The organism is Streptomyces sp. NPDC003456, from assembly GCF_042878735.1.
Classification (GTDB): Bacteria; Actinomycetota; Actinomycetes; order Streptomycetales; family Streptomycetaceae; genus Streptomyces.
This window is the reverse complement of the sequence record NZ_JBIAOK010000001.1, coordinates 573,467-597,106: the sequence shown is the minus strand read 5'-3', so window position 1 is coordinate 597,106 and position 23,640 is coordinate 573,467. Positions and strand designations below refer to the sequence as shown.

Here is a 23,640-nt window from a genome sequence, read left to right as displayed (position 1 = left end):
CGAGTGCCTGAGCCCCGTGGCACTCGTGGACGGATGCGAACACCGCGGCTCCCTCGACACACCCGGAGGCACCCCGGCCCCCGGTCTCAGTCCAGGCAGAACTCGTTGCCCTCGATGTCCTGCATCACGATGCACGACTCGTTCTCCTCGTCGGCGAACAGCACCTGCACCTGCGTCGCCCCGAGCGCGGTCAGCCGCTCGGACTCCGCCTGCAGGGTGGACAGCCGCTCCTCGCCCACGAGGCCCGTGCCCACGCGTACGTCGAGGTGCACGCGGTTCTTGACCACCTTGCCCTCGGGGACCCGCTGGAAGTACAGACGCGGCCCCTCGCCCGAGGGATCGCTGCACGCGAACCAGGCACCCCGCTTCTGCGGGGGCAGGGAGTCCTCGTAGTCGGCCCAGGTGGTGAAGCCCTCCGGCGGTGGCGGTGCCACGTAACCCAGCACCTCGCACCAGAAGCGGGCGACCCGCTCCGGATCCGCGCAGTCGAAGGTGACCTGGAACTTCCTGATCGTCGGCATCGGCGCACCATAGCAGGGGACTTCGCCGCTCAGCCCGCCGTTTTCCGTCGCGCCCCCGCCACGCCCGGCTCAGTGCGACGTGCCCCGGTCCTGGGGCGCCGCCGCAGGCAACGGTGCCCCGGACGGGGCCTGTCCGGCCGTCGTCTCCGGCACCGTGGCGTGGCTTCCGTGGTCGAGCGGCGTGGTCCCGGCGAAGCCGCTGCGCGTCATCTCGCCCCACACCGGTGTCCCGTTGCGCAGCGAGGCCCACCATCCCTGCAGCCGCCACAAGGCCGTGAGCTGCCGGTAGCCGAGGTTCTCGACGACGGTGGCGGCCGCCACCGCGGCCAGGTCCCCGAGACGGCGGTAGCGGTGCAGACCGAGTTCGTCCAGAAGCAGGGCGAGCAGCGAGAGGAGCACGGCGTAGCCGAAGGCCGCCAGCAGGAACAGCAGTGCCAGGTACGGGGAGATCAGACCGAACCCGAAACCGACGCAGACCGTGATCAGGCCCCACACCTCGAGCAGCGGGGCGAACAGCTCGAACAGCACGAAGTAGGGGTAGGCCACCATGCCGATGACCCCGTAGCGGGGACGCAGCAGCATGCACCGGTGCCGCAGCAGCGTCTCGTACAGGCCGCGGTGCCAGCGCCTGCGCTGCCGGGCCAGGACCCGCCCGCTGTCGGGGACCTCCGTCCAGCAGACCGGCTCGGGGATGAACTCGATGCGGTAGGGGCGGCGGTTGTCGCGCAGGTGCCGGTGCAGCCGAACGACGAGTTCGAAGTCCTCCCCGAGGGATTCGGCGTTCATGCCGCCCACCTCGACCAGGACGTCGCGGCGGTACAGGCCGAAGGCCCCGGAGATGATGAGCAGGCCGTGCAGACGGGCCCAGCCGGTGCGGCCCATGAGGAACGCCCGCAGATACTCGACGACCTGGATGCGCGGCAGCCAGCCCCGGGGGATGCGGGGCTCGACGACCTGACCGTGGCGTACGACGCTGTCGTTGACGGGACGGATGACGCCCCCTGCGGCGACGACGTGCAACGGGTCGGCGACGAACGGCTGGGCGAGCGTGAGCAAGGCGTCCTCGTCCAGCAGGGAGTCGGCGTCCACCATGCACACCAGCGGGTGGGAGGCCAGGTCGATGCCGACGTTGAGGGAGTCGGCCTTCCCCGAGTTCTCGGTGCGCACGACGGTGAGGGGCACCGAGTGGGTGCTGACGTACACCGCGCGGGCCGGTTCCTTCGACGTGACCTCCTGCGGGCGCACGCGTTCCACCGGCACGAGCCCGAAGGCCTCGCGGAGCCGGTCGAAGGTGCCGTCGCGCGAGCCGTCGTCGACCAGGACCACCTCGTGGCGCGGGTAACGCAGGGCGAGCATGGCGCGCACGCTCTCGACGATGGTCGGCTCTTCGTTGTAGGCGGCGGTGACGATCGACACCGGCGGGGTGAGCGGGCTGGTCGCGAGGTCGTCGAGGCCGGTGAGCCGGCGGCGCCGGGCCAGCCGGGGGATGGTGCGCCCGGCCAGGACCAGCAGCACCAGGTAGACGGTGTTCAGGGCGAGGAAGTAGCCGATCACCAGGTACTGGCTCAGGTGGACGAGGGTGACGACGATGTCCTTCACCGGTCGGGGCCTTCCCGGTCGTCGAGGGCGGAAGCGAGGGCTTCACGGGCGTGCGCCCCGGCGGGGCCGGAACCGCGCGCGGCGTCGGCCAGCGCCGTCCGCCCGGGCCGGTCCAGGCGGAGCAGGGCGCGGGCCGCGGTGTGGGCCGGGCGGTAGGTGCCGTGCCGGAGTGTGCGCTTCAGGGCGGGTACGGCGTGGTCGTCGCCGATCAGGCCGAGGGCTTCGGCGGCGGCCGCGACGACCCGGTCGGAGGGGTCGGTGCGAACGGTCCGGGTGAGCGCGGCGACGGCCGCGGGTTCGCCGACCCGGCCCAGAGCCGCGGCGGTCGCAGCCCGCACCATGGGGGCCGGGTCGTCCAGTGCCGCCGACAGGGCGGGCAGCGCCCGGCGGTCCCGGATCAGGCCGAGCAGTTCCACGGCCAGGGCGCGGTGCTGCTCGTCATGCCCTCCGGCCGCCGCCGTCAGTGTCTCGACGGCGGCCGGTCCGATGCGGACGAGCGCGTCACCGACCAGGCCGGGCGCGACGGGCCGGGACGTCTCCAGCGTGGTCAGCAGCAGACCGGCGCTTGCGGAGTCGCCGAGCCGCCCCAGGGCGCGTACCGCCGTCTCGCGCACCGTGACGCTGCGGTGCGCCAGCAGGCCGTGCAGGACACGCCGCGCCTCGGGCCCGCGGACCGGGTCCGTGCGCAGGCTGGGGCCGGTCAGGGCGAGCAGGGTCGCGGCCCGGGCCCGCCGCATCGACCGGGGCCGGGCGGCGTGGGACAGGGCCGTGTCGACGGTCCCGCGCTGCACCAGTACATCGGTGAGCGTCCGGTGCGCGCCTCCCTTGACGCGGCTCAGCAAGCGGGTGACGGCAGGCTCCACGGCCTGCCAGGAACGCCGGTCCAGGGCCGCCAGCGCCGCTCGGGCCGACGGGCTCTCACCCCCCGCGGTCTCCACGACCAGGTGCCGGGTGGCCGTCGCGGCGGCCCGCAGGGCGCGCTCCCGGTGGTTGCGCACCACCCGGGTGACGCAGAGCAGGAGCAGGCAGAGCGCCGCCCAGGCCACGGACACCAGCAGAACCGCCTGTGCCACCGTACGCACCGCTGTCCGCCCCCTTCGTCGGTCACGCGTGCCAGCCTGAGGCGGCGCCCGTGCGGCGGCCAAAGCGCCTCGTACGTTTGCCACGGCACGTCCCCCGCAGGGATGACCGGCCCCTGTACGGCAGGCGGTGGGCGCCCCCGCCGGCGTGGCACCGGCACGGCGGCCGAGGGGCAGCGTGCCGGCCTGGCGTTGCGCGTCCCCGCGGGCCGGGTGAAGCTGCCAGAAACCGCACACGTGTGAGTCGGGGGCAGGATGGCCGAACTCGTCGAGGCGGGCGACGACCCCGCCGAGCACCGCCGTCTCGCGGTGCTGGAGCGCTACGGCATCGTCGGGGCGCCCGCACCGCCGGACCTGGACGTGATCGTCCGGCTGACCGCGCGGGTGTGCGAGGCGCCGCAGGCCGCCGTGAACATCATCTCCGCGGACAGCCAGCACCAGATCGCCGCGGTCGGCATCGCCCCCACGGTGTGCTCGCGTTCGGACTCCATGTGCGCGGTGAGCATCGCCTCACCCGGCCAGGTCCTGGTGCCGGACGCCCGCCGGGACCCCCGGTTCGCCGCCAACCCCTGGGTGACCGCCCCCACGGGCGCCGTACGCTTCTACGCCGCCTCCCCGCTGCACTCCCCGGAGGGCGAGACGCTGGGCACCCTGTGCGTGTTCGCGCAGGAGGTGCGGTCGCTGACCGAGCGGCAGCGCCGGGCACTGGACGATCTGGCGTCCATGGTCGTGGACGTCCTGGACCTGCACCGGCACCGGCAGTTGCTGCACCACGCGCTGCTGGCCGCCGACCAGGTCCGGGCCGAGCTGGAGCGCTCCAACACGGCCCTGGAGCAGTTCGCCGGGCAGGTCAGCCACGACCTGAAGAACCCGCTGACCGGCATCACCGGACACGCGGGCCTCCTCGCGGAGTTGCCGGGTGTGGCCGGGGACGCGAAGGCGTCGGCCTTCGTCGGCCGTATCGAGGCGGCCACCTCCCGTATGAACCGCACCATCGAGGCCGCCCTGGCCCTGGCCCGCACCGGAGGGCGGCTGCACCTGGCCGAGACCGACCTGCAGGTGGTGGCCCAGGAGGCCGTCGAGGACCTGCGGGAGGAACTGACGGGGGCGCGGGCCCACGTGTGTCTGGGCATGCTGCCCGTCGTCCCCTGCGACGGCACCCAGATCCGCAGGCTGCTGCAGAACCTCCTGGCCAACGCGGCCAAGTACCGCCGTCCCGACCGGCCCGCCCGCATCGAGGTGAGCTGCGCCAACGACGCCGACGGCTGGAACCTCCGCGTCACCGACAACGGGGTGGGGATCCCGGCCGAGCAGCGCCGGCACGTGCTGGAGCCGTTCGTCCGGCTGGACACGGGAGCGCCCGGCTCCGGGATCGGTCTCGCCACCTGCCAGCGCATCGCGGTGGCGCACCGCGGCACCCTGACCGTCGACGCGGCCGTCGGCGGGGGGACGACGGTGACCTGCCATCTGCCCTACCCGCCGGGCACGCGGGACTGAGTGCCCCGGCGGCGCCGGTTCAGGAACGCGCGCGGGCCAGGACGGCCTGGACCCGGCTGCCCACCTCCCGCGGGCTGAACGGCTTGGCGATGTAGTCGTCCGCGCCGGCCGCGAACCCGGCCTCCACGTCACCCTCCTCCGACTGGGCGGTCAGCAGGATGACCGGAAGCGCGGCCGTCGCGGGGTTCTGCCGCAGCCGCCGGCACACCTCGACACCGGTGAGCCCCGGCATCCGGACGTCCAGCACGGCCAGGTCCAGGCTCCGGCTGCTGGCGATCCGCAGGGCCTCCGGGCCGTCCTGCGCGGCCAGCACGGTGTGGTGGGCGCTGCCCAGCTTGAAGGACACGACGTCCCGGACGTCCTCGTCGTCGTCCGCCACCAGAATGGTCGCCACGGCACCCTCCCTGTCGGCGCACACGCGGCGCGCGGATCGGCCGGGACGCGACTGCAGCCGCCGCCCGTCGCCCGGCCGCGCGCCGGGGCTTCCGAGTATCCCGCAGGGGCACCGCTGCCGCCCGGCCGGGAGGTCCGGCAGGAGGACGGCTGCGGCGGCGCCGCGGGGGAGCGGAATGAGGGCCGCCGCAGCCGGCCTGAGATGTGCGTGCCCGCCGGGCGTCCCGCCAGTCGCCAACCCACCCCCACTGGTGAATCCGCACCGGGGCCTGCGAGCCGGCGGAACCGTGACCGCCGGTGTCGTCCGGGTGCGGGTGCGGGTGCGGGTGCGGGTGCGGGCACGGCTGCGGGTGCGGGTGCGATCTTCATCCGCTCGGCCCATGGTGGTCCTGGACCTTCTGCGTCACGCCGTACGCGGCACCGCTGTCAGGAGGCGTCATGATGGCCTTGGCACTGCTCACGCCCCTGGTGCTGCTCGGCGTGATGTTCGCACTGGACGCCTTCGAGGGCTTCCTGTTCCCGCCCTCCGCCTCTCCCGACGCCCCGCCGCAGGAGACCACGGCGCCGCACCTGTCCGCGGAGGGCGAGTGACCCGGCCCCTCACGCCTGGGCCAGGAGGGGGTCGTAGGCGGTCGTGCGCCGGCGTCCGGCCATGAAGGACAGGAAGTCGCCGACGAACGCGCTGCGGCTGTACGTACCGTCGGCGTCGGCGGTGTCCCGCCGGAACCCGGTGCGGAACAGCGCCCGGTACTCGTCGGCGTCGATGCGCTGGTCGCCGTCCTTGTCGGTGACGTCGAAGAGGACCTCGGCGACGCGGATCAGCGCCGGCCCGGCCAGGGACGGGACGGCCGCGCCGTACTCACGGACGCTGACGCGGCCGTCCCCGTCGGTGTCGAGGGCCGCCTGCAGTTCGCGCCACCAGCCGGCACAGGCGTCGTAGAGCCGGGTCTCCTCGGGCTCGTCGAGGTCGAGGCGGCTGGACAGTTCCCGGGCCATGGCGGCCAGGTCGGGCCAGTCCAGGTAGCCGTCGCCGGTCTGGTCGAGGACGTCCGCGAAGAACTCTTCCGCGCTGCGCTGCGCCGTGCCGCCCGCGGCGGGCTCCGGCTCCGGGTCCGCGGGGAGCGGGGTGATGAGCCGGAGCAGCGCGCCGGCCCGCTTCATCCGGTCCCGCAGGGCGCTGATCGTCCGGGCACGGGGGTCGTCGCTGTCCGGGGAGAGCGTCACCAGCTCGGCGATGCTCTCGGCCTGGATCCAGCTCTCGGGCAGGAACCGCGCCAGACCGGCCGCCAGATAGGCGCCCTGCATCAGGGTCTGGACGCCGGCGATCTCCGGCAGGCCGGCCCGCCGCCGGAACGGCTCCGGGAGGGACGCCACGGTGATCGCCCCGATGACGGGGCCGGCGACGGCCCGGCCGGTCGCCCACAGCGCGGGGAAGCCGTTCAGCACCGGAGGGGCGGGGAGGTGGTCGAACAGCTTGTACAGGATGATCCGCATCGCCTCGGTGTTCTCCAGCTCCTCCGCGACCACCCGGTCGTAGTAGGGCCAGAACGCCTCGAGCGTGGGCGGCAGATGGGAGGCGTCGCCCTCCATCGCGGTCAGGAACGCCTGGAACTCGGCGTACAGCTGCTCCATGGTCCGCTGCTCCAGCGGTTGCCCGCTGAGGCGGCACATCGTGACGGCGCTCTCGAACATGGTCGCCACCACCCAGGCCCGCACGGCCGGGTCCATCGCGTCGTAGGGCCGCTCCCGTGCGTCGGTGCCGCGCAGCCGCGCGTGCATGCGGTTGAGCCGGGCCGCCTCCCGCTGCCGCACGTGCTCGTCGGCTCCGAACATCCGCCGCAGGCTCATGAACGTGTTGCCCAGTCGCCGCCAGGGGTGGACGACGAACGTGGAGTTCTCGATCAGAGCGGCGCCGATCTGCGGGTGCGCCGCCTCCAGCACCGTCGCCCGGATCATGGCCAGCGCCCAGCGCGGGTCATTGAAGAGTGTGTGGAACTGCGAGCCGGGGCCGAACAGGGGCCCCTCCGCGGTCTCGTGGCCCCCGGTCCCGTCATGGTCCGCTCCGGCGCCGGCAGGGGTGGAGCGGGGGGTGTCTGCGGTCGTCACGATCGGGTCTCTCCGTTCTGGTGCGGCAGGACGCCGCCGAAGCGGCGGTCGCGTTGCCGGTAGGTGTGCAGGCACTCGAGGAAGTCGGGCGCGCGGAAGTCGGGCCACAGCACCGGCGGGAAGACCCACTCGGCGTAGGCGACCTGCCAGAGCATGAAGTTGGAGATGCGCTGTTCGCCGGAGGTGCGGATGACCAGGTCGACGTCCGGGGTGTCGGGGAAGGGCAGGTGGTCGGCGAAGCTCTGCTCGGTGACGGCCTCGGCCGGCACCCCGCTGCGGATCAGCGACCGCGCCGCCTCGACGATGTCCCTGCGGCCGCCGTGGTCGAAGGCGACCGTCAGGGTCATCTGCCGGTTCTCCGCGGTCAGGGTCGTCAGATCGCGTATGTCCCGCGCCAGTCCGGGAGGGATGCGGGGATCGGTCACACCGAGGAAGCGGCAGCGGATGCCGCGCGCGTGCAGCAGCGGGGCGTGTTTGCGCACCACGCGGCGGACCAGGTGCATGAGGAACTCGACCTCGGCGTCGGGCCGTCGCCAGTTCTCCGTGGAGAACGCGTACAGGCTCAGCCAGCCGACCCCGGCGGCCCGCGCCGCTTCGATGACGTCGATCACCGTCGTCTCCGCGGCACGGTGACCCGAGGTCCGGGGGAGTGAACGCCGCGCCGCCCAGCGGCCGTTGCCGTCCATCACGCACGCGACGTGACGCGGCACCGGGCGCGGCTCGGAGGCGGTCCCGGCGCCCCGCGAGGTGTCACTGGGAGAGGTGAGCACATCATTCGTGGACCGCTCTGCTGTCACGCCCCGCCCTCTCAGCACCCCGGCCGGCGCATCCCCGTGGAGAGGCGGCGCCGGACGGGCCCCCGCCGGTATTGGATCACCAACGGCAGGGTGGCAGCAGTGAGATGGACGGAGACGGCATATGCGTGGGAATCACCCTTGGTACGGGTGTCCGAGGCGAGGGGACCCGCGGCGGCCCGGCGGGGCGGCGCGGACCGCGCGGCCGGGCCCGGGCGCCGGAACGCGGCCGAAGCGGGCGTCCCCGGCCCCGGGGCGCCCGCCTGTTCCTGCTGCCGGTGGTCAGGCGGTGGCCTCGGCCTCCGTCACCGGGGCCGTGCGGGTGGGCGCGGCGACGATCCGGCGGCGGCGGCTCGGGAGGCCCAGGGTCGGATGGGCGACACCCCAGGCCGCGCCCTTGCAGACGAGTTCCTTGTAGGCCGCGGCGAGCCGGCCGGTGAGCGCGTGGCGGACCGCGCGGTCGTCGGCGGTGACGTACTGGATCAGGCCCTGCTTGCGGCCCAGGGAGATGCACTGGTTGAAGTAGCGCAGCGGAACGTCGGGGAGCTTCCCGCCGGTCAGGCGGGCCGCGATGGCGTCGGCGGCCTGCCAGGCGGTGGGGACGCCCGAGGCGCAGGACATCCGCAGCGGCTTGCCGCCCGGGCCCGCCACCAGGGCGGCGTCACCGATGGCGTAGACGTCCGGGTGGGACACGGAGCGCATCGTCGCGTCGACGACGATCTGGCCGGTCTCGCCCACTTGCAGGGCCGAGGCCCGGGCGATCGGGTGGACGGCGAATCCGGTGGTCCAGACGGTGACCGCGGCGGGGACGGCCGTCCCGTCGGCGGTGACGACGCGGTCGGCTCCGACCGCGGTGACCTCCGTGTTCTCGTGGACCGTGATGCCGAGCCGGGCGAACACCTGCCGCAGGTGCCGGCTGCCCTTGTCGGACAGCCAGTCGCCGAGCCCGCCGCGGGCGGCGAGGGCGACGTGCAGGTCCGGGCGCGCCTCGGCGATCTCGGTCGCGGCCTCCACGCCGGTGAGGCCGCCGCCGACCACGACCACGGGCTGCCCGGCTGCCAGGCCGGCCAGGCGTTCGCGCAGCCGCAGCGCACCGCGGCGGCTCGCGATCTGGTGGGCGTGCTCGGCGGCGCCGGGGACACCCTGGTCGTCCCAGCCGCTGCCCAGGGCGTAGACGAGGGTGTCGTACTCCAGGTCCTCGGTGCCGCCGCCGGTGGTCACCGTGACCCTCCTGGCGTCGGCGTCGATGCCGGTCACCCGCGCGAGCTTCAGCCTCACGCCGGTGCCCGCGAACATCTCGGCGAGGGGCCGGGGCGTGAGCTCCCGGCCGACGGCGAGCTGGTGCATCCGGACGCGTTCGACGAAGTCGGGCTCGGCGTCGACCAGCGTGACGGCGACGTCCTCGCGGTGCAGCCGCTTGGCGATGCGGCCGGCGGCGGTCGCCCCGGTGTATCCGGCTCCGAGAACGATGATGCGGTGCTGCATGGCCTGCTCCTGTCGTCAGCGGGTTCGCCTCTTGAACCGGGCGGCGTCCCGCTTCCTGACAGGCAGGCCATGTGATGCGCGTCACATTGGCGTGGAGGGGGTCAGAAGACCCGGAGCAGGGGCTCTCCGTGCTCGCCGGCGGCCCACCGTCGCGTCGCGCGCTCCAGCTTGTCGGGGTTGACCTGGCTGCGGAACGCGGCGATGCCGTCGGGGCCGATCTCCAGGCACATGACGCCGACGACCCGGCCGTCGACCACCACCACCAGGGCGGGCCCGCCGTTGGCGGTCGCGGCGTGGATGTCGGGGGAGCCGCCCACCAGGTCGCGCTTGGCCTTGCTCGGCTTGAACAGGCCCCGCATGAACGTGGCGACCGCGCGGGCGCCCTCGAAGGCCCGGGCACGGGCCGGGACCTTCCCGCCGCCGTCACCGACCGCGACGGCGTCCTCGGTGAGGAGCCGGACGAGCGGCTCGGTGCGCCCGCTGGTGGCGGCTGCCAGGAACTCGTCGATGATCTTCCGCGCCGCCGCCTCGTCCACCTCGGCGCGGGCCTTGCCCGCCGCCACGTGCTTCTTCGCCCGATGGTGGATCTGCTGGCTGGCGGCCTCGCTGATGTCGAGGATCTCGGCGATCTCCCGGTGCGCGTAGGCGAAGGCCTCGCGCAGCACGTACACCGCGCGCTCGTTGGGCGACAGCCGCTCCAGCAGCACCAGGACGGCGTACGACACCGATTCGCGCTGCTCGGCCGTGTCCGCCGGGCCGAGCATCGGGTCCCCGGCGAGCAGCGGCTCGGGCAGCCACTGGCCGACGTAGGTCTCGCGCCGGGCGCGGGCCGAGGTGAGCTGGTTGAGGCACAGATTGGTCAGCACCTTGGTCAGCCAGGCCTCGGGCACCTCGATGCGGTCGACGTCGGCCGCCTGCCACCGCAGGAACGTCTCCTGCACGGCGTCCTCGGCCTCGCTCGCCGAGCCGAGGAGGCGGTAGGCGATGGCCTCCAGCCGGGGCCTGGACGCCTCGAAACGGTCCACGTCGTGCGCGGTCAGCACCATGGCCCGGATCCTAACCGCCCCGCCCGCCGGCTGCCGCGGGCCCCCGGCCGGGCGGGCCGGCGCCGGGCGCCGGTGCGAAGGGCCGCGCCGGTGAGGGGAGTCGGCGACGGACCGCGCCGCGGACGGTGGTCCTGTCGACGGCGCGCTCGGGTACGGCACCCGGCGCGGTACGCCGCGGCGGGAGCGCCCCACGGCCGTCGGGCGTCCCGGACCGCGGGCCGGGACCCTTCCGCCGGGGGCACGAAGCAGGCGGGTGAAGCCTGAGGCACCGTCAGCTTCCCGGGGCATGCATGAGGATCGCCGCCGTGTCCGGCCTGGCCGGCGGCATCGATGCGCTGGAGGCGAGAGTGATGAACGAACGAGCCGGAGGGACGGGCCCCGACACCGTCCACGTCCCGGTCCTCATCGTGGGCGGCTCCCTGGTCGGCCTGTCGACGTCCCTGTTCCTGGGACGGCTGGGCGTGCCGCACATGCTGGTGGAGCGTCACGCGGGCACCTCGATCCATCCCCGGGGCCGCGGCAACAACGTCCGCACGATGGAACTGTTCCGGGTGGCGGGCGTCGAGCAGGCGATCCGGGACGCGGCCGCCACCCTGGCCGTCAACCACGGCATCCTCCAGACCCCCACGCTGGTCGGCGACGCCGGCGAGTGGCTCTTCCGGGACATCGACCCGGGCGGCGGTCTGGCCCGCTACAGCCCCAGCGGCTGGTGCCTGTGCAGCCAGAACGACCTGGAGCCGGTCCTGCTCGACCACGCCCGCGCCCACGGCGGCGACCTGCGCTTCTCCACCGAGCTGATGTCGTTCGAGAGCGACTCCGCCGGGGTGACGGCCCAGGTCAAGAACCGCGAGACGGGCGAGCACACCACCGTCCGCGCCGACTACCTCGTCGCCGCGGACGGCCCGCGCAGCCCCGTGCGCGAACAGCTCGGGATCACCCAGAGCGGACCCGGCGACCTGTTCCACAACGTCAGCCTCACCTTCCGCTCCCGCCGGCTCGCCGACGTCGTGGGCGACCGCCACTTCATCGTCTGCTACCTGACGAACCCGGAGGCCGACGGCGCCCTGCTGCCGGTGGACAACCGCGAGAACTGGGTCTTCCACGCCCCCTGGCACCCCGAGCAGGGGCAGAGCCTGGACGAGTTCACGGACGAGATGTGCGCCGAGCACATCCGCCGCGCCGTCGGGGTGGACGACCTCGACGTGGAGATCACCGGCAAGGCGCCCTGGCACGCCGCCCAGCGGGTCGCCCGCAGCTACCGCTCGGGCCGTGTCCTCCTGGCGGGCGACTCGGCCCATGAGATGTCCCCGACCGGTGCCTTCGGCTCCAACACCGGCATCCAGGACGCCCACAACCTGGCCTGGAAGCTGGCCGCCGTGCTCGACGGCTGGGCCGGGGAGGACCTGCTGGACACCTACGACGCCGAGCGCCGGCCCGTCGCCGAGGCCACCAGCGCCCGGGCCGCCGCCCGGTCGGCCGAGCACAGCCACCCCGGTTTCGCCCCGCCCCCCGGCGCGGGCGGCTCAGGCCCCCAGCGGGGCATCCTGAACGTCGCCCTCGGCTACCGCTACCCGCAGGGCGCCGTCGTCGGAGCCGACCCCGAGGCCCCGGTGGTGCCCGAGGGCCTCGACCTGACCGGCGCACCCGGCACGCGGGCCCCCCACCTGTGGGTGCGCCGCGGCGACGACCGGATCTCCACCCTCGACCTCTACGAGCGCGCCCCGGTGCTGCTCAGCGACGCCGCCGAGCCGAACGGGTGGCACGACGCCGCCGTCCGCCTGGCCGCCGAGCTGTCCCTGCCGCTGGAGTCCTACCGGGTGGGCACTCCGGGCTCGGCCGACCTGGTCCCGGAGGACTCCGCCGACTGGGCGGAGCGGCACGGCACCGGGCCCGGCGGCGCCGTCCTCGTCCGGCCCGACGGGTTCGTGGCCTGGCGGTCCCAGGGACCGGAGGCGGACGCCGAGGCGGTGCTGCGGGACGTCCTGCGGACCGCACTGGCCGTCGGCTGACGCCCTTCCACGCAGCGGCCCGGCAGCCGACCGCGGCCGGGCCGCCGCGCGGCTCCGCGGGAACCACGCGGGCCCGCCCCCGGAAACATGTAGAAGGCAACCGTCCGTGCCCCGCCCCGGCCGTCACCTGTGCGGGCGAGCACGGGCCGCGCACCCCCGGAAACACGGTTCGGCAGGTCCGCCCCGGCATATGCCCCCCGTCCGCCCCCGCCGCATCACTCCTGCACTACACCCGAGTCGCGCGATGCGTGGAATCGGCCACAGGATCGAGGAACGCTGACGTCGCCTCATGCGACCGGCGCCCACTTTCCCCTCCGTGAAGGAGCTGTGCGCAGGATGACCACCACGTCCGAACGGGCCGCAGGTTCGCGGGTGCGGCAGGCGTCGCACCATGTCTCCCAGTCCGTGTTCGACGGCTCCCGGCTGCGAGTCGTCCTCCTGGTCGACGTCAACGACGGCGCGCAGCAGGAGTTCCTCGAAGCCTACGAGCAGCTGTGCAACCAGGTCGCGTCCGTCCCCGGGCACGTCAGCGACCAGCTGTGCCAGTCGATCGAGAACCCCTCCCAGTGGCTCATCACCAGCGAATGGGAGAGCGCCCCGCCCTTCCTCGCCTGGGTCAACAGCGAGGAGCACGTGCAGATGGTGCGGCCGCTGCACAACTGCGTCCGCGACACCCGATCGCTGCGCTTCCACGTCGTCCGCGAGACGGGCGGTCCGGCGGACGGCCCCGACGCGGCGCAGCGGCGGCTGCAGGCGGCCCCGCGCATCGGTGACGGTGTCATCCGGCACGCGCTGACCTTCACCGTCAAGCCGGGCAGCGAGGACGTCGTCGCCAAGATCCTCGCCGAGTACGCCTCGCCCGAGCCGAAGGTCGACGACTCCACCCGGCTGTGCCGCACCTCGCTGTACATGCACGGCAACCGGGTCGTGCGGGCCGTCGAGGTCCGCGGCGACCTGCTGGCGGCACTGCGCCACGTCGCCCGCCAGCCCGAGGTGCGCGCCGTCGAGGAGGCCATCAACCCGTACCTGGAGCAGGACAGGGACCTCAACGACCCCGAGTCCGCCCGGGTCTTCTTCACCCGGGCCGCGCTGCCGGCCGTGCACCACGTGAGCGCCGGAAACCATGACGAACGGGCCGAGCGGGCCGAGCGGGCCGAGCGGCACGCCCTGTACTACCCGGCGCGCCCGGAGTGCGGGATGCGGCTGGCCGAACTGCTGGCCCACCACGACGAGGCGGCGGCGGACGACCCGCGCAACCCGGTCCTGCGCAGCACGATCTTCCAGCGCGACGACGTCGTCGTACGGCTGGTCGACATGCGCGGTGCGCTGGAGGACGCCGACCCGGCCCGCATCCTCGGCCTGTCCGACCCGGCGCGCACGGCCGAGCTGACGACGCTCCTCGACGACGCCGCCGACGCGTCCGCGGACGCCGACCCGGCGCGCCTGCTGGAGCTGGCGCGCATGGAGTTCGTCACCGACCGCCGGGCGCCCGACGCCTGACCGCCAACCCGGGGAGAGGCGGTGCCCGCCTCTCCCACGCCGGTGCAGCACATCAACGGAGGAACGCGTGATCACATCCCGTCCCAAGATCGTGAGCCTGAACGACGTCGAGCCCAACCGCCGGCGAGGCGGTGACCTGCGCGCGATGCTCACCCCGACGGCGGTGGGCGCCACCAGCGGATTCATGGGCGTGGCCCTCATCGACCCCGGTGACCGCATCGGTGAGCACTACCACCCGTACTCGGAGGAGTTCGTGTACGTGGTGTGCGGGCAGCTGGAGGTCGACCTCGACGGAGAGCCACACCCGCTCCTGCCCGAGCAGGGGCTGCTCATCCCGATCAACGTGCGCCACCGCTTCCGCAACGTCGGCAACGTGGAGGCCCGGTTGGTGTTCCACCTCGGTCCCCTCGCCCCGAGCCCGCCGCTGGGCCACGTGGACACCGAGGACACCGGCGCCGAGTCCGCGGTGGTGGGGGCGGAGGCGGCCGGACGAGACCAGGTCCGGTCATGACCCGACGCGTGGCGGTCACCGGTATAGGCATCGTCGCGCCCGGCGGTATCGGCGTACCCGCCTTCTGGGATCTGCTGTCGGCCGGGCGCACGGCGACACGCGGCATCACGTTCTTCGACCCTGCGGGTCTGCGGTCGCGCATCGCCGCCGAGTGCGACTTCGACCCCACCGCCCACGGACTCGACCCGCGCGAGGCCGAACGCTCCGACCGCTACATCCAGTTCGCCCTGGTGGCGGCTAACGAAGCGGTCCGGGACGCCGGTCTCGACGTCGGCGCCGAGAACCCGTGGCGGGTCGGCGTCTCGCTGGGCACGGCGGTCGGCGGCACCACCCGGCTGGAGAACGACTACGTCCTGGTCAGCCACGGCGGTGAACGCTGGGACGTGGACCACCGCAAGGCCGGCGCGGACCTGCACCGCGCGTTCTCGCCCAGCACCCTGGCCGCGACGGTCGCGGAGCGGTTCGGGGCGCGCGGGCCGGTGCAGACCGTCTCCACGGGCTGCACCTCCGGGCTGGACGCGGTGGGCTACGCCTTCCACACGGTCGAGGAGGGCCGGGCCGACGTCTGCATCGCGGGCGCCTCGGACTCGCCGATCTCCCCGATCACCATGGCCTGCTTCGACGCCATCAAGGCCACCTCGCCGAACAACGACGACCCTGCCCACGCCTCGCGTCCCTTCGACGCGGACCGGGACGGATTCGTCATGGGCGAGGGCGGCGCCGTCCTCGTCCTGGAGGAGCTGGAGCACGCCCGGGCCCGCGGCGCCCACGTGTACTGCGAGCTCGGCGGCTACGCCACGTTCGGCAACGCCTACCACATGACCGGCCTGACCAGCGAGGGCGTGGAGATGGCCCGCGCGATCGAGGACGCCCTCGACCACGCGCGGCTCGACCCCACCGCCGTCGACTACGTCAACGCGCACGGCTCGGGCACCAAGCAGAACGACCGCCACGAGACCGCCGCGGTGAAGCGGGTGCTGGGCGCGCACGCCTACCAGACGCCCATGAGCTCCATCAAGTCGATGGTGGGCCACTCCCTGGGCGCCATCGGGGCGATCGAACTCGTCGCGTGCGTGCTGGCCCTGGCCCACCAGGTGGTCCCGCCGACCGCCAACTACGAGACGCCCGACCCCGAGTGCGACCTGGACTACGTCCCGCGCGTGGCCCGCGAGCGCAGGCTCGACAGCGTGCTCTCCGTGGGCAGCGGGTTCGGCGGCTTCCAGTCCGCGGTGGTCATGAGCCGGCCGAGGGAGAGGACACGATGAACGCACCCCGTCCGCGGCGCGCGGCCGTCACGGGAATCGGTGTGATCGCGCCCAACGGATCCAGCACGGAGACCTTCTGGAAGTCCACCCGGGAGGGCATCAGCGTCCTGGACCGGGTCACCCGCGAGGGCTGCGAGCACCTGCCGCTGCGGGTGGCGGGACAGGTGCGCGACTTCGACCCCGCGGCGGCCATCGAGGAGCGCTTCCTCGTCCAGACCGACCGGTTCACCCACTTCGCCATGGGCGCGGCCGATCTCGCCCTGGACGACGCCCGGTTGCCCCGCTCGGAGACCGACAACGCCCCGTTCTCCGTCGGGGTGGTCACCGCGGCCGGCTCCGGCGGCGGCGAGTTCGGCCAGCGCGAACTGCAGCAACTGTGGGGCAAGGGCAGCCGCTACGTCGGCCCGTACCAGTCCATCGCCTGGTTCTACGCCGCCAGCACCGGCCAGATCTCCATCCGCCGCGGCTTCAAGGGCCCCTGCTCGGTGGTCGCCGCCGACGAGGCCGGCGGCCTGGACGCCCTCGCCCACGCGGCACGGGCCGTGCGCCGCGGCACCGATGTGATCGTGGCCGGGTCGACGGAGGCACCGATCGCGCCCTACTCGGTGGTCTGCCAGCTCGGCTACGAGGAACTCAGCACGGCCGACGACCCGGCCCGGGCCTACCGCCCGTTCACCTCCTCGGCCTGCGGGTTCGTCCCCGCGGAAGGCGGCGCCATGCTCGTCGTCGAGGCCGAGGAGACCGCCCGGGCCCGGGACGCCCGGGTGCGGGCCCACCTGGCCGGGCACGCCGCGACCTTCACCGGGGCCTCCCGCTGGGAGGACTCCGCGGAAGGACTCGCCCAGGCCGTGCGCGGCGCCCTGGCCGAGGCCGAGTGCGCCCCCGAGGAGATCGACGTGGTCTTCGCGGACGCCCTCGGCGTACCGTCGGCCGACCGCGCCGAGGCCCGCGCCCTCGCCGACGCCCTGGGGGCCCACGGCACCCGGGTGCCCGTCACCGCGCCGAAGACCGGCATCGGCCGGGGCTACTGCGCGGGACCGCTGATGGACGTCGCGGCAGCGGTGCTCTCCATGGAGCACGGCGTGATCCCGCCGACGCCGAACGTCTTCGACATCTGCTACGACCTCGACCTCGTGACCGGCCGGGCCCGCACCGCCGAGGTGCGCACGGCCCTGGTCCTCAGCCGCGGGCTCATGGGGTCGAACTCGGCGCTGGTGCTGCGGCACGGCGCCACCGGCGCCTCGTCGTGAGGCGCCGCGCAACCGGAGAGGAAGGAAAACGCCATGAGTGACCGCATCACCGTGGAAGAGCTGTCCGAACTCATGAAGAAGTGCGCCGGCGCCACCGTCAGCCCGGCCGAACTGCGCCAGGACGGCGCGCTCTTCGAGTCCATGGGAGTCGACTCGCTGGGCCTGCTGGGCATCGTGGGCGAACTGGAGAACCGGTACGGCACGCCGATGCCGACCGACGCGGAGCGCTCCAAGTCGCCCCGGCAGTTCCTCGACCTCGTCAACGGCGCCCTTCTGGCAGGAGCGTGACATGGCCGGACACACGCAGAACGAGATCACCATCGCCGCACCCGTGGACCTGGTGTGGGAGGTGACCAACGACCTGGAGAACTGGCCGCAGTTGTTCAGCGAGTACGCCTCCGTCGAGATCCTGTCCCGGGAGGGCCGCAGGACGACCTTCCGGCTCACGATGCACCCTGACGAGAACGGCACCGTGTGGAGCTGGGTCTCCGAACGCGAGCCGAACCGCGACACGCTCACGGTCGACGCCCGCCGGGTCGAGACGGGTCCCTTCGCCCACATGGACATCCACTGGCAGTACGAGGAAGTCCCGGGCGGGACCCGGATGGTGTGGACGCAGGACTTCGCGATGAAGCCGGACGCACCGGTCGACGACGCCTGGATGACGGACAACATCAACCGCAACTCCAAGGTGCAGATGGGCCTGATCCGCGACCGCATCGAGAAGATCGCCGCGGAGCGCGGTGAGAGTCCCGGTCTGACCCGCTGAGCCGGACGGAGGACACTCCCATGCACCAAGCCCTGATCGTCGCCCGGATGGCCCCGGGATCGGCGCCCGACATCGCCAAGGTGTTCGCGGAGTCCGACCGCGGGGAGCTGCCGCACCTCGTCGGCGTGACCCGGCGCAGCCTCTTCCAGTTCGGCGATGTGTACATGCACCTGATCGAGTCGGACCGCGAGCCCGGGCAGGCCATCGCCCAGGTCGCCGGGCACCCCGAGTTCCGGGACGTCAGCGACCGGCTGGCCGCCTATGTCAGCGCGTACGACCCCGCGACCTGGCGGTCCCCGAAGGACGCCATGGCGCAGCGCTTCTACCTCTGGGAGCGCGAGCCGGCCGGCTGACCGCCGCCGGCCCTCACCGGTCGCCGGGTCCACGACGTCGTGGACCCGGCGACCGGTGTCTGCGGTGCCGGAGGAGGCCCGGGGGTGACCGGGAGCCCTCCGGCGTGCGGTCGGATCAGCCGGGGATGTGGCAGTCGAACGCGTGCAGATACGGGTTGACCGGGCTGATGTCGTCGATGACGAGTCCCGCCCGGGTCAGCCGGTCCTCCATGCTCCGGGTGGTGTGCTTGGCCCCGCCGACGTTGAGGAGCAGCAGCAGGTCCATCGCGGTGCTGAAGCGCATGGAGGGCGTGTCGTCGACGAGGTTCTCGATGACCACAACCCGTGTCCCCGCGCCCCCGGCCTCGCGGACGTTGCGCAGGGTGCGCGCGGTGCTCTCGTCGTCCCACTCCAGGACGTTCTTGATGACGTAGACGTCGGCCTTCACCGGGACGGCCGTGCGCACGTCGCCCGGCACCACGCGTGCCCGGTCCGCGAGGTCCCCGCCCGGGAGGAGCCGCGGCACCGCGTTCTCCACCACCCGGGGAAGGTCGAGCAGCGTGCCTTCCAGGGTGGGGTACTTGTCCAGCAGGCTCGCCACCACGTGCCCCTGGCCGCCCCCGATGTCGGCGACCGACGCGCACCCGGACAGGTCGAGGAACCGGGCGACGTCCTGCGCCGACTGCACGCTGGAGGTCGTCATGGCGCGGTTGAAGACGTCGGCGGACTCCGGGGCGTCCTCGTTGAGGTAGGGGAAGAACTCCTTGCCGTACAGGTCCTGCACCACGCTGCGGCCGGTGCGCACCGCCTCGTCCAGCTTGGGCCAGACGTCCCAGGTCCACGGCTCGGTGCACCACAGGGCGATGGCCCGCAGGCTCTCGGGATCGTCCTCGCGCAGCAGCCGCGAGACGTCGGTGTGCGCGAACGTGCCGTCCGGGTGCTCGCTGAACACGCCGTAGCACGACAGCGCGCGCAGGAGCCGCCGCAGCGGGGCGGGTTCCGTCTTCACCGACGCCGCGAGGTCCTCCACGGCCATCGGCGCGTCGCCGAGGGCGTCGGCCACGCCCAGCCGGGCGGCCGCGCGCAGGGCGGCGGCACAGGCCGCCCCGAAAACGAGCTCCCGCAGCCGCATGGACGGCGGAGGAGCGGGCTGAGTGGTCGTCATGTGCCGCCTTCCTGATCGATTCACGTGAAGCACAGGGGTGTCCGGACGTGCGTGGGGTGAGCGCGGGTGCGCGCGGGCCGGCGGCGAACCGTCAGCACAGGCCGGCGGGCTGCGAGGAGGCGCAGGAGTTGCCCTGGAACGTGTTGCCCACGCCCGGGTCCGTGTTGACCAGGTCCGCCGGGGAGTTGCCGCTGAGCAGGTTGTCGCTGATCCGGTTCCGCTCGCTGGGCGTGCCCACGAAGCTCTTGAACACGACGATGCCGCCCGACAGCGGGGACGAGCCGGCGTTGTCCCTGATCACGTTCTGCGTGATCAGGTTCTCGTCGGTGCCCGTCAGGACGATGCCGGAGCCCTGCAGGGCGTCGAGCCGGGCGGTCTTCGGGCAGGACTTGTTGTTGCGCTCGATGCGGTTGCCGAGCACGGTCACCCGCCCGGCCTTGGGCTTGTTCTCGTCGCCCACCACGAACACGCCCGCGCAGTTGCCCGTGAGGCGGTTGCCGGCGACGGTCAGGTTGCGCAGCCGGCGGACGGTGAGGCCGATCCGGTTGCCCTCCAGCCGGTTGCGCTCCACCACCGTGCCCCCGGCGTCCGAGGCGCCCTCCTCCTCCGTCACCGTGTTGGCGAGGAACAGGCCCGCGTCGCCGTTGTCGCGGGCGGTGTTGCCGCGGAACACCCCGCGGGGTGAGCGCTCCGTGGCGATGCCCCACACCCCGTTCCCGGCCGCGGTGACGTTCCGCACGGTGAGTGCCTCGGCGAAGCGGGCGTGGACGCCGGTCTTGCGGAAGCCGGTGACCGTCAGGGCGGAGATGGTGACACCCTCGACGCTGTCGCCCTTGGTGCCCGTGACGCAGATGCCGTTGCCGGCCGCGGCACACGTGCCGGAGGCGGCCGAGGCGGCTTTGGCGGCCTTCGCGGTGCCGGAGGCACCGGTGGCCGCCTCCGGCCGGAGCACAGTGCCGCGCCCCATCCCGCGCAGCGTGATCCCGGGCGTGGTCACGTCGACGCTGCCGTGGTGGACGCCGTGCCCCAGCAGCACGGTGTCACCGGGCCGGGCGGCGTCGACCGCCCGCTGGATCGAGTCGCCCGGCTTCACCAGGCGGACCGTGTGGGCGGCGGCGGTCGACGGAGCGGCACCGAGGCTCGTCCCGAGCAGCGCGGCCGTGCACGCCAGATACGCGATATGGCATTTGTTCATATCGCGCAGGTTAGGGCGACAATGCCCCAGAACCGGCGCGATGGGCCATCCGGCGGCGTGGCACCAGGCGCCCTCGCCGTCCGCCCGCGACCGCACCCGCGCCCGGCGGCCCGCGCTCCCCGCGCTGTGCGCCCGGTGCCGGCCGCCTCGTGCCGCGGGCCCTGGGCCGTGTCACCAACGTCCCGGGACGACACACCTAGTCCGTGAGGCCCTGAGGTGCGTCCGGCGTCGTCGCGCGAGCGTTGCGCAGCCAGGTGTAGGGGACCGGCTGGACGGCGTTCCAGCTCTCGGCGAGCGCCGGATCGACCGGTACGAAGCCGGCGCCCAGGTAGCACCCGAGCGCCCGGTCGTTGTCCGGGTGCACCCGCAGGAAGACGTCGTCGTAGCCGGCCTCGACGGCCCGGGCGAGGAGCCCGGCCACGAGCTGACGGCCCAGTCCTTCGCCCCGCATCCCGGGTGCCACGATGAGCCGTGCCAGCTCCACCTCGTTCTCCTCGGCGTCGAACCACAACTCCCCGCAGGCGATAGGCGTGTCGCCCTCGACCAGGACGTGCGGCCGTACGTCGTCATCCTCGTGCCATCCGGAGAGCGTCCGCACGGACAGGGGGAACTCGTGCCGCCCGCACCACATGAGGACCTCCTCCGCCGACGTCGGCCAGCCCGCGACCGCGGAGGCGTGCGGAGGGGCGAAAGGACGAAGTTCCATGATCACCTGCTGTCTGGGCACCACCGGAGCCGTGACAGTACGCCGGACGGCCCAGGCCGATCCACCCGATTCGGGCCTCACGGCCCGGCGGGGGCGGCGTCGCGTACGGCGCGGTGGACGGCACGGGCCAGGCGCGCGCCCCACAGCGAGCGGGGACCGGCGAAGGCGTGGACGTCGTCCCCGGCCAGCGGGGAGCGGGCGGCGACGCACACGGCGTCCGTGGGGGTCCCGGAGCAGTCGTAGCCCGCGTCGAGCAGGGCCTGCACCTTGGCCTCGGTGGCCGTGGCCACGGCGTTGACCAGCGCGGCGTCGGACAGGGCCGCGGGGAGCGCGACGACGACGTTGACCGTGCCCGGCCGCGTGTCCTCGTCACGGCCCGCCGCCGGGGACGCCGCCCAGCCGCGCACCCCCAGCCCCGCCGTGGCGACCGCTTCCACGCCGCCGTCACGGGCGTGGCCGTAGGCCCGGACGTCGGCCGCCGTCATCAGCCCGACACCCGGCCCGCGGGCCCCGGCGGCCCGGGCGAGCTCCGCGAGGTGCCGGGCGGGGTCGGTGCGCCGGTAGCCGTGCGCCACCTGGGCGTTGAGGACGAAGGACCGCGTCCCGATGCCTCCGCCGAGGACCGCGCTGCTGACCATCCGCCAGCCGTCGCCCGCCCGCCACAGCAGACCGTGCAGCCGCTCGCCGTCCTCGACGCGGCTGAACTGCTCCACCGCCAGCAGATCGGTGGCGGGGCGGGGCAGCGGGATGGCGGCGGTCACGGACGGGCACTCCTTGCAGGACGGCTACCGCCGATCGTATGCCGTGCCGTCCCGGCGCCCGGTGGGCGGACCCGGCGTCTGCCGGAGGGGCGCCGCCGGCCCGTCAGGCCGTCACAGGCGCAGACCCAAGGCCGTCACAGGCGCAGACCCATCCGGGTCAGGTAGGGCTCGAGGTGTCCGGGAGCGTCGGTGGCCAGGGCGATGTGGTGGTCCGGGCGGATCAGGAACAGGCCGGTGCCCAGCGCGTCGGCGAGCGGGCCGCCGGTCACCCGGTGGGCACGGATGCGTGAAGCCGCCTCGGGGAGCGGGCAGTTCACCGCGAGCAGGGTGAACTCCGGGCCCCGCAGCAGGTCGAAGAGACTGTCGTGGGGGCCGTCGGCGGTGACGCACGGCAGGTCGGGGACGCGGTCGCCGGCCCGGACACCGGTCGGTGAAGCGTCCTCGCGGGTGTCGGTGGACAGGTCGCTGTCGCGGTAGTGCACCGACAGCAGATGGCAGACCCGCCCCCGGTAGCGGGCCTGTTCACCGGCGTCCTCGGTCCGGCGGCCCGCCCGGTACAGCCGTGTGCTGAGTTCCAGCACCTCGGCCGCCGCCGCCCGCCGCTCCGCCTCGTAGCTGTCCAGCAGCGAGTCAGGGGTGTGGGAACCGACGGCCAGGGCGAGCTTCCAGCCGAGGTTGTAGGCGTCCTGCACGCCGATGTTCAGTCCCTGGCCGCCGCCGGGCGGGTGCAGGTGAGCGGCGTCCCCCGCCAGGAGCACGCGCCCCTGCCGGAAGCGCTCGGCCAGTGCGGTGCGGGGCCGGTAGAACGAGAACCATCCCACGTCCGTCACGGCGTCCGGCGGCAGATGGGTACGGGCGGCGACCAGCTCGCGCACGGTCTCGGGCGTCGCGGCGAACTCCTCCCCGGTGATCTTCGCGTTGAGCTGGAAGTCCGCCGTCCCGGGCAGGGGGCACATCAGCAGTTCACCGGCCGGGTCGGGCCAGATGTGCCAGTGCTCGCGGTCCAGCCCCCGGACGCGTACGTCCGCCACCACCGCCGAGCGCAGCCCGCCGTCGTCGCCCTTCATGGCGATGCCCGACGACTCGCGCACCGTGCTGTGGCCGCCGTCGGCACCCACCAGATAGCGCGCCGCCAGCCGGCGCCGTCCACCGTCGGAGTGGGTCACCTCGGCCGTCACCTGCGTGTCCGACTGTGTCAGGCCGCTCAGCCGCGCACCGCACTCCAGCGTCCCGCCGAGTTCCAGGAACCGGTCGCGCAGGATCTCCAGCGTGCGCCACTGCGGGACCAGCCATGGGCGCGGATGGCGCGACACCGGTGCGTCCGGGTCGGGCTCGATCAGCTGCCACTCGCCTTGGCGCTCGCCGTCGTGCCAGGTCTGCATGGGCGGGAAGAGGGAACCGGCGGCATGCACCGCGTCGCCGACGCCGAGGTCGTCGAACACCTCCAGCGTGCGCGACTGCAGGCTCTTCCCGCGCGAGCCCGCGGGAAGGTGGGCGGCCGCTTCGATGACGTGGGTGCGCACACCGCGCCTGGCCAGATCGCAGGCGAGGGTGAGACCGGTCGGTCCGGCACCGACGACCAGCACGTCCACGGCCGGCCGACGGGGTGACTGGGGGGTGGGATCGGGCACGTCTCCCTGCTTTCTGCCGTTCGAGC

General features: G+C 73.7%; 23 protein-coding genes. 10 read left to right on the top strand and 13 right to left on the bottom strand.

Annotated features, from left to right (window positions below; genetic code table 11):
- Window positions 1–86: 86 nt before the first annotated feature.
- The 3 genes from ACFYWG_RS02185 to ACFYWG_RS02175 all read right to left on the bottom strand — a co-directional run bounded on the left by ACFYWG_RS02185 (window position 87) and on the right by ACFYWG_RS02175 (window position 3,193).
- Window positions 87–521, bottom strand: coding sequence for a VOC family protein (locus ACFYWG_RS02185; RefSeq protein WP_389198727.1), 435 nt, complete (start codon window positions 519–521; stop codon window positions 87–89).
- Window positions 522–590: 69 nt separating this feature from the next.
- Window positions 591–2,120 (bottom strand): glycosyltransferase, encoded by a 1,530-nt coding sequence (locus ACFYWG_RS02180; protein WP_389198725.1) that lies wholly within the window; start codon window positions 2,118–2,120, stop codon window positions 591–593.
- Window positions 2,117–3,193, bottom strand: a complete 1,077-nt coding sequence (locus ACFYWG_RS02175; RefSeq protein WP_389198723.1) for a HEAT repeat domain-containing protein — start codon at window positions 3,191–3,193, stop codon at window positions 2,117–2,119. Before ACFYWG_RS02175 ends, ACFYWG_RS02180 begins: the two co-directional genes overlap by 4 nt.
- 261 nt (window positions 3,194–3,454) lie before the next feature.
- On the opposite strand from ACFYWG_RS02175, the gene ACFYWG_RS02170 reads away from it, so the two are divergent.
- Window positions 3,455–4,696 (top strand): ATP-binding protein, encoded by a 1,242-nt coding sequence (locus ACFYWG_RS02170; protein ID WP_389198721.1) that lies wholly within the window; start codon window positions 3,455–3,457, stop codon window positions 4,694–4,696.
- Window positions 4,697–4,715: 19 nt separating this feature from the next.
- Here the strand turns inward: ACFYWG_RS02170 and ACFYWG_RS02165 are convergent, their stop codons facing one another.
- Window positions 4,716–5,090 carry a response regulator transcription factor gene (locus tag ACFYWG_RS02165; RefSeq protein ID WP_383499749.1) on the bottom strand — a complete coding sequence of 125 codons (375 nt, stop codon included), beginning with the start codon at window positions 5,088–5,090 and terminating at the stop codon, window positions 4,716–4,718.
- Window positions 5,091–5,527: 437 nt separating this feature from the next.
- Between ACFYWG_RS02165 and ACFYWG_RS02160 the strand changes: the two genes are divergently transcribed.
- Complete coding sequence (locus ACFYWG_RS02160) at window positions 5,528–5,680, top strand: hypothetical protein (RefSeq protein WP_383499752.1); 153 nt, start codon at window positions 5,528–5,530, stop codon at window positions 5,678–5,680.
- Window positions 5,681–5,689: 9 nt separating this feature from the next.
- On the opposite strand, the gene ACFYWG_RS02155 is transcribed toward ACFYWG_RS02160, so the two are convergent.
- From ACFYWG_RS02155 to ACFYWG_RS02140, 4 genes are all read right to left on the bottom strand, one after another.
- Window positions 5,690–7,105 (bottom strand): oxygenase MpaB family protein, encoded by a 1,416-nt coding sequence (locus tag ACFYWG_RS02155; RefSeq protein ID WP_383499797.1) that lies wholly within the window; start codon window positions 7,103–7,105, stop codon window positions 5,690–5,692.
- 86 nt (window positions 7,106–7,191) lie between these two features.
- On the bottom strand, window positions 7,192–7,881 hold the full coding sequence (uppS, locus tag ACFYWG_RS02150; RefSeq protein WP_376327930.1) for a polyprenyl diphosphate synthase: 690 nt from the start codon (window positions 7,879–7,881) through the stop codon (window positions 7,192–7,194).
- A 390-nt stretch (window positions 7,882–8,271) separates the two neighbouring features.
- The gene (locus ACFYWG_RS02145) at window positions 8,272–9,474 is read right to left on the bottom strand and encodes an NAD(P)/FAD-dependent oxidoreductase (protein ID WP_389198718.1); all 1,203 of its coding nucleotides are present in this window, start codon (window positions 9,472–9,474) and stop codon (window positions 8,272–8,274) included.
- Between the two features lie 101 nt (window positions 9,475–9,575).
- Window positions 9,576–10,520 (bottom strand): RNA polymerase sigma-70 factor, encoded by a 945-nt coding sequence (locus ACFYWG_RS02140; protein WP_383499758.1) that lies wholly within the window; start codon window positions 10,518–10,520, stop codon window positions 9,576–9,578.
- Between the two features lie 350 nt (window positions 10,521–10,870).
- Here ACFYWG_RS02140 and ACFYWG_RS02135 point away from each other — a divergent pair, with 350 nt between their 5' ends.
- The 8 genes from ACFYWG_RS02135 (at window position 10,871) to ACFYWG_RS02100 (ending at window position 18,177) form a co-directional block, all read left to right on the top strand.
- Window positions 10,871–12,529, top strand: coding sequence for an FAD-dependent oxidoreductase (locus ACFYWG_RS02135; RefSeq protein WP_389199434.1), 1,659 nt, complete (start codon window positions 10,871–10,873; stop codon window positions 12,527–12,529).
- A 336-nt stretch (window positions 12,530–12,865) separates the two neighbouring features.
- Window positions 12,866–14,029 (top strand): SchA/CurD-like domain-containing protein, encoded by a 1,164-nt coding sequence (locus ACFYWG_RS02130; protein WP_389198716.1) that lies wholly within the window; start codon window positions 12,866–12,868, stop codon window positions 14,027–14,029.
- Window positions 14,030–14,096: 67 nt separating this feature from the next.
- Entirely contained in the window at window positions 14,097–14,540 is a 444-nt protein-coding gene (locus tag ACFYWG_RS02125; RefSeq protein ID WP_376327749.1) for a cupin domain-containing protein, read from the top strand.
- Window positions 14,537–15,805 carry a beta-ketoacyl-[acyl-carrier-protein] synthase family protein gene (locus ACFYWG_RS02120; RefSeq protein WP_383499765.1) on the top strand — a complete coding sequence of 423 codons (1,269 nt, stop codon included), beginning with the start codon at window positions 14,537–14,539 and terminating at the stop codon, window positions 15,803–15,805. Before ACFYWG_RS02125 ends, ACFYWG_RS02120 begins: the two co-directional genes overlap by 4 nt.
- Window positions 15,802–17,055 (top strand): ketosynthase chain-length factor, encoded by a 1,254-nt coding sequence (locus ACFYWG_RS02115; protein ID WP_383499768.1) that lies wholly within the window; start codon window positions 15,802–15,804, stop codon window positions 17,053–17,055. The genes ACFYWG_RS02120 and ACFYWG_RS02115 overlap by 4 nt, the downstream gene beginning before the upstream one ends.
- A gap of 33 nt (window positions 17,056–17,088) precedes the next feature.
- Window positions 17,089–17,343 (top strand): acyl carrier protein, encoded by a 255-nt coding sequence (locus tag ACFYWG_RS02110; protein ID WP_383499771.1) that lies wholly within the window; start codon window positions 17,089–17,091, stop codon window positions 17,341–17,343.
- 1 nt (window position 17,344) lies between these two features.
- Complete coding sequence (locus ACFYWG_RS02105) at window positions 17,345–17,824, top strand: SRPBCC family protein (protein WP_383499774.1); 480 nt, start codon at window positions 17,345–17,347, stop codon at window positions 17,822–17,824.
- Between the two features lie 20 nt (window positions 17,825–17,844).
- Entirely contained in the window at window positions 17,845–18,177 is a 333-nt protein-coding gene (locus ACFYWG_RS02100) for a TcmI family type II polyketide cyclase (RefSeq protein ID WP_376327742.1), read from the top strand.
- A 115-nt stretch (window positions 18,178–18,292) separates the two neighbouring features.
- Here ACFYWG_RS02100 and ACFYWG_RS02095 read toward each other — a convergent pair whose 3' ends face one another.
- The 5 genes from ACFYWG_RS02095 to ACFYWG_RS02075 form a co-directional block, all read right to left on the bottom strand.
- Window positions 18,293–19,321, bottom strand: a complete 1,029-nt coding sequence (locus ACFYWG_RS02095) for a methyltransferase (RefSeq protein ID WP_383510135.1) — start codon at window positions 19,319–19,321, stop codon at window positions 18,293–18,295.
- Between the two features lie 91 nt (window positions 19,322–19,412).
- The gene (locus ACFYWG_RS02090) at window positions 19,413–20,516 is read right to left on the bottom strand and encodes a nitrous oxide reductase family maturation protein NosD (protein ID WP_383510138.1); all 1,104 of its coding nucleotides are present in this window, start codon (window positions 20,514–20,516) and stop codon (window positions 19,413–19,415) included.
- Window positions 20,517–20,712: 196 nt separating this feature from the next.
- A complete protein-coding gene (locus tag ACFYWG_RS02085; protein WP_389198711.1) occupies window positions 20,713–21,222 on the bottom strand; it encodes a GNAT family N-acetyltransferase in 510 nt (169 codons plus the stop codon).
- A gap of 77 nt (window positions 21,223–21,299) precedes the next feature.
- Window positions 21,300–21,983: an adenosylcobinamide amidohydrolase gene (locus ACFYWG_RS02080; protein WP_385413746.1), complete on the bottom strand. Its 684-nt coding sequence runs from the start codon at window positions 21,981–21,983 to the stop codon at window positions 21,300–21,302.
- Between the two features lie 134 nt (window positions 21,984–22,117).
- Window positions 22,118–23,614 carry an FAD-dependent oxidoreductase gene (locus ACFYWG_RS02075; protein ID WP_389198709.1) on the bottom strand — a complete coding sequence of 499 codons (1,497 nt, stop codon included), beginning with the start codon at window positions 23,612–23,614 and terminating at the stop codon, window positions 22,118–22,120.
- Window positions 23,615–23,640 lie beyond the last annotated feature (26 nt).

Excerpts from the sequence above, each read along its gene's own strand:
- ACFYWG_RS02185 (WP_389198727.1), bottom strand. The coding sequence starts at position 521 with ATGCCGACGATCAGGAAGTTCCAGGTCACCTTCGACTGCGCGGATCCG.
- ACFYWG_RS02170 (WP_389198721.1), top strand. The coding sequence starts at position 3,455 with ATGGCCGAACTCGTCGAGGCGGGCGACGACCCCGCCGAGCACCGCCGT.
- ACFYWG_RS02160 (WP_383499752.1), top strand. The coding sequence starts at position 5,528 with ATGATGGCCTTGGCACTGCTCACGCCCCTGGTGCTGCTCGGCGTGATG.
- uppS (WP_376327930.1), bottom strand. The coding sequence starts at position 7,881 with ATGGACGGCAACGGCCGCTGGGCGGCGCGGCGTTCACTCCCCCGGACC.
- ACFYWG_RS02145 (WP_389198718.1), bottom strand. The coding sequence starts at position 9,474 with ATGCAGCACCGCATCATCGTTCTCGGAGCCGGATACACCGGGGCGACC.
- ACFYWG_RS02140 (WP_383499758.1), bottom strand. The coding sequence starts at position 10,520 with ATGGTGCTGACCGCGCACGACGTGGACCGTTTCGAGGCGTCCAGGCCC.
- ACFYWG_RS02135 (WP_389199434.1), top strand. The coding sequence starts at position 10,871 with ATGAACGAACGAGCCGGAGGGACGGGCCCCGACACCGTCCACGTCCCG.
- ACFYWG_RS02130 (WP_389198716.1), top strand. The coding sequence starts at position 12,866 with ATGACCACCACGTCCGAACGGGCCGCAGGTTCGCGGGTGCGGCAGGCG.
- ACFYWG_RS02120 (WP_383499765.1), top strand. The coding sequence starts at position 14,537 with ATGACCCGACGCGTGGCGGTCACCGGTATAGGCATCGTCGCGCCCGGC.
- ACFYWG_RS02115 (WP_383499768.1), top strand. The coding sequence starts at position 15,802 with ATGAACGCACCCCGTCCGCGGCGCGCGGCCGTCACGGGAATCGGTGTG.
- ACFYWG_RS02110 (WP_383499771.1), top strand. The coding sequence starts at position 17,089 with ATGAGTGACCGCATCACCGTGGAAGAGCTGTCCGAACTCATGAAGAAG.
- ACFYWG_RS02105 (WP_383499774.1), top strand. The coding sequence starts at position 17,345 with ATGGCCGGACACACGCAGAACGAGATCACCATCGCCGCACCCGTGGAC.
- ACFYWG_RS02100 (WP_376327742.1), top strand. The coding sequence starts at position 17,845 with ATGCACCAAGCCCTGATCGTCGCCCGGATGGCCCCGGGATCGGCGCCC.
- ACFYWG_RS02095 (WP_383510135.1), bottom strand. The coding sequence starts at position 19,321 with ATGACGACCACTCAGCCCGCTCCTCCGCCGTCCATGCGGCTGCGGGAG.
- ACFYWG_RS02090 (WP_383510138.1), bottom strand. The coding sequence starts at position 20,516 with ATGAACAAATGCCATATCGCGTATCTGGCGTGCACGGCCGCGCTGCTC.
- ACFYWG_RS02085 (WP_389198711.1), bottom strand. The coding sequence starts at position 21,222 with ATGGAACTTCGTCCTTTCGCCCCTCCGCACGCCTCCGCGGTCGCGGGC.